A 3,004-nucleotide genomic window follows, 5' to 3' on the forward strand; every position below is an offset into this window, starting at 1 on the left:
CACGATTTCCATTTTCAATTCCACTGTATATTTTCTTTTCCCCATAAAAAGTACCCCCCAATTATTAGATGGTTATGATTTTATTTTATCATATTGTCTAATATTTGGGGAGCACTTCAAGAAAATATTGATTACAATATTCTTCTTAAAAAATACCCTAATCAGCAAGCTGTGATTACCGAAATTGTAGACCTTATGGTGGAAGTACTCTGTTCTAATAAAGAATTCATCACCATTGCTAGCGATACTCATCCGATAGAGCAGGTCAAAGAACGCTTTGAATCCATAGATAGCGGGCATATAAAATACATATTGGAGTGCCTAGACAAAAACACAACCGACATCCGTAACATAAAGCAATATCTGCTATCAGTTATTTTCAACGCTCCTCAGACCATGGATAACTATTATATCGCAGCCGTAAAGCGCGATTTTTACGGAGAGAATATCTTTAGTCGATGAAAATTATTATACTTGAAATTATAATAATTTGTGGTATAACAAATCCTTAGGTCAGACTGAACAGACAAAACAGACTATATTGCATTTAGTTTTATAATAAATACACCCGCATAGGATTATATTTATTGTTTTGGGAATAATGTGTTAAACGAATTTTGTGTTTTGCGTTGATTTTATTCCTGAAATGCGATATACTACATATAACAAACTAAAATGAGGTATGATTATGAACTATATCAAAGTTTCACAAGCCGCAGAAAAATGGGGTCTCTCTCCACGGAGAGTCAGACTTTTGTGCTCTCAAAACAGAATAGACGGTGTTATTCAAAAGGGGAAATTATATATGATTCCCGAAAATGCACCAAAGCCGATTGATGCAAGAACACTTAAAGGAATTACAATGCCGGAGGAATTATCGGCTATACTTTTAAAAATTGATGCATTGAAGGCAGAACTTGATTCAAAGAGACCATTAACCGCAGGCGAAGCAGAGAGGCTTCGTGAGCAGTTTATGGTGGACTTTACCTATAATTCTAATGCGATCGAGGGTAATACTCTTACTTTAAAAGAAACTGCAATGGTATTAGAAGGAATGACGATTGATCAGAAACCTTTGAAAGACCACCTTGAAGCAGTTGGACACAGAGATGCATTTCTTTATGTTGAGGATATTGCAAAGGATACAAAAATCAGCGAGTCGGTAATTAAGAATATCCATTCACTTGTGTTGATGAACAGGCCTGACGATAAAGGCACCTACCGCAAAATTCCCGTAACCATTATGGGTGCATATACAGAGCCGGTTCAGCCGCATATGATTGAACCGAAAATGACAGAGCTTCTTGCTGAAAATGAAAAACGTAAAAAGAAAATGCACACAATTGAGAGAATTGCAAGATTTCATCTTGAGTTTGAGGGAATCCATCCATTTATTGATGGAAATGGCAGATGCGGAAGATTGCTTCTGAATCTCGACCTTATTCAGAATGGATACCCGGCAATCAATGTGAAATTCATAGACAGAAAGAAATACTACGAAGCATTTGATGAGTTTTACAAAAATAGTAGTGCAGATCCAATGATAGAATTAGTTGCTGGACATGTGATAGAACGAATGGAACAGTATTTGGAGATATTAAAATAACAAAAAGGTGATTTTATGCCATTACAAATTATAAGACAAGATATAACAAAAATGCAGGTTGATGCCATTGTTAATGCTGCAAACAGTTCGCTTTTAGGAGGCGGAGGTGTTGATGGGTGTATTCATCGTGCAGCAGGGCCGGAACTTCTTAAAGAGTGTGAAAAGCTTGGCGGATGTAATACTGGTGATGCTAAAATAACAAAAGCATATAAGCTTTCTTGTAAATATGTTATTCATGCAGTTGGTCCGAGATATAAAGACGGGAAACACAATGAAGAGAAATTACTTAGGTCTTGTTATAGGACATCGCTTAAGCTTGCAAAAGAAAACAAATGCGCGACTGTCGCATTTCCTCTTATTTCTTCAGGCATTTACGGTTATCCTAAAGCGGAAGCGTTGAAGGTCGCAATAGATGAAATCAGCGAGTTTTTACTTTCAAATGATTTGACTGTTTACATCGTAATCTTCGACAAGAATGCATATAAGATAAGTGAAAAACTTTTTGCCGATATTGAAGAGAGTACATTGACGATAACTATGTAGATGAGCTTGCATTGATGTATCCTGAAATGCGTAGGATGAGCAGACCTGATGATATTGAATACTGTGCAAGTATTTCAATGAAACGGCAGAACAGGGATGGGCACAAACATATCGCCGAAAGAAAGGGTTGTGGAAAAAGACAATCGGTTTGGTTGGATTCGGTATGATTGCCCAGAATCTGGCGAGAATGCTTCAGCCTTTTGATGTGAAGCTGAAAATTTATTCCGGTTATTTGTCTGAGAAGGAAGCGGAAAAGTATAATGCTACCGTTTGTTCTTTGGAGGAATTGTTTGACACTTGTGATATTATTTCGGTGCACTTTGGTCTGAATGAGAAAAACTATCACCTGATTGATAAAACTTGTCTCGGCAGAATGAAAGAAAATGCACTGTTGGTAAACACAGCACGTGGAGCGGTTATCAATGAGGAAGATTTGGTACAGGAGCTGCGGAAGGGAAAAATCAATGCCATTCTTGATGTATATGAGACAGAACCATTGCCGATGGATTCCGGACTGAGGGGACTTCCTAATGCGATTCTTGTGCCGCACCAGGGAGGGCCGACTACCGACGTGCGAGAAATGGTAACACTTGCGTTGATTGAGGATATAAAGCGTTATGCAGCGGGAGGGAGAAATCTTGATCACCAGATTTCTTCAGAGTATGCAAGCCGTATGACGGATGAGAGCCGTTTTAAAGACCGAAAGTAGCCGGGGATCTGCATCAGAAGCTCTTTCGAGTCTTTTACAAAGATTGTGTAAACCTCCAAACAGGTATATAATAAATACTGAGTTTGGAGGTTTTACTATGCCAAGAAGAAAAAGAACGCCGGAGGAAATCGCACGCAAAGCAAAAG

Annotated in this window: 3 protein-coding genes and 1 pseudogene; all 4 read left to right on the plus strand. The window is 38.2% G+C overall.

What is annotated here, in order from left to right:
* Positions 1 to 93: 93 nt before the first annotated feature.
* The 4 genes and pseudogenes from KQI32_RS13725 (at position 94) to KQI32_RS13030 (ending at position 2,858) form a co-directional block, all read left to right on the plus strand.
* Positions 94 to 462 (plus strand): DUF6017 domain-containing protein, encoded by a 369-nt coding sequence (locus tag KQI32_RS13725; protein WP_374197091.1) that lies wholly within the window; start codon positions 94 to 96, stop codon positions 460 to 462.
* A 226-nt stretch (positions 463 to 688) separates the two neighbouring features.
* A complete protein-coding gene (locus KQI32_RS13020) occupies positions 689 to 1,606 on the plus strand; it encodes a Fic family protein (protein ID WP_216426036.1) in 918 nt (305 codons plus the stop codon).
* A 15-nt stretch (positions 1,607 to 1,621) separates the two neighbouring features.
* Positions 1,622 to 2,154 (plus strand): annotated as a pseudogene (locus KQI32_RS13025) (O-acetyl-ADP-ribose deacetylase); the annotation flags it as partial.
* Positions 2,155 to 2,210: 56 nt separating this feature from the next.
* The gene (locus KQI32_RS13030; protein ID WP_256443672.1) at positions 2,211 to 2,858 is read left to right on the plus strand and encodes an NAD(P)-dependent oxidoreductase; all 648 of its coding nucleotides are present in this window, start codon (positions 2,211 to 2,213) and stop codon (positions 2,856 to 2,858) included.
* The last annotated feature ends 146 nt before the right edge of the window (positions 2,859 to 3,004 follow it).

Source organism: Acetivibrio sp. MSJd-27 (assembly GCF_018918095.1).
Lineage (GTDB): Bacteria > Bacillota > Clostridia > UMGS1840 > HGM11507 > HGM11507.

Bases quoted from the DNA above. Each gene is read 5' to 3' on its own strand.
- KQI32_RS13020 (WP_216426036.1), top strand. From the start codon at position 689: ATGAACTATATCAAAGTTTCACAAGCCGCAGAAAAATGGGGTCTCTCT.